This is a genomic window from Mangrovibacterium marinum (assembly GCF_003046625.1).
In the GTDB taxonomy this organism is placed as follows: domain Bacteria; phylum Bacteroidota; class Bacteroidia; order Bacteroidales; family Prolixibacteraceae; genus Mangrovibacterium; species Mangrovibacterium marinum.
Genome location: NZ_QAAD01000058.1, coordinates 1 through 1,167 on the forward strand (window position 1 = coordinate 1; position 1,167 = coordinate 1,167).

Sequence of the window (1,167 nt, forward strand, 5' to 3'; positions counted from 1 at the left end):
GCCTGCCAGGATTATCTGCTGGTGGGTGGCGGCTCCAACTTCGAGGATGCCATGCCCTGGAATGGTGGCACCAAACGCTACCACGACCGCATTTATCGCCTTAGCCGTAAGGACGGACAGCTTAGCTGGGCTCAGCCGGGCTGGAAACTGCCCCTGGCAATGGCCTACAGCGCTTGTTTATCCACCGAACAGGGCATTTACAGCCTGGGAGGTGAGACAGCCGACGGCCCGGTTGCCAATGCTTTCCGCTTGCGTGTTGACGGAGATTCGCTTCAGCTGGACGAACTGCCCGACCTGCCGGTGGCCGTAACTAGCGGCGGAGCTGCACTGATTGGTTCCACCATCTATGTGGTTGGAGGAATTGATGTGGACGGCGCAAGCAAGCACTGCTTTGCGCTGGATACGGAAGCCCCGGATGCCGGTTGGCAAATCTTGCCGAGCCTGCCCGTTCCCTTGTCGCACGCGGTGGTGGCAGCCCAGTCGGATGGCGACGAAACCTGTATTTACGTCCTTGGCGGACGCAACAAGTCGGGCATCACTTCTACCTTTTTAAGCGACATCTGGAAGTATTCGCCTTCGAAACAGCAATGGAGCAAAGCCGGCGAGCTGAAGCTGGACGGACAAGCGCCATTTGGCCTTTCAGCAGGAACAGGATTGCCTTATGGCGATCAGGACATCCTGGTGTTTGGCGGCGACAAAGGCAACATTTTCAACGAAACCGAACGCTTAATCGACGCGGCTGCCAAAGCCGAAACAGATGAAGAGCGCGCGAAGTACCAGGCACAAAAGATTAAGAACCTGACCAGCCATCCCGGATTTTGCAAGGATGTTTACCTGTTCAACTGCCTGACCGGTGAGCTGACGCTGGCCGGCGAGATTGGCGGCGATACGCAGGTAACCACCACCGCCTTTTGGTGGAACGGGCAGATTATTATTCCCGGTGGTGAAGTGCGCCCCGGTGTGCGTTCGAAACTGGTTACCCAGGGAACGCTTGAATAGCCAGGCATTCCTCGTTTTTATCGATCAAATTACAACAACGCTTACGAGCATAAGAGATGGATTTTAATTTTAGATTAACAGCAGAAAAGTACCAAAAGGAATTGCTTGAAAAAGTAATTCCCTTTTGGGAAAACAATTCCAAAGACGAGCAATGTGGCGGGTATTTTA

The 1,167-nt window shown here is 54.1% G+C and carries 1 protein-coding gene; it reads left to right on the forward strand.

Features of this window, described 5'->3' with window-relative positions; genetic code table 11:
* Positions 1 to 999: Kelch repeat-containing protein (locus C8N47_RS18610; protein ID WP_211316212.1), on the forward strand; the 999-nt coding region annotated here is incomplete at its 5' end.
* Positions 1,000 to 1,167: the final 168 nt, after the last annotated feature.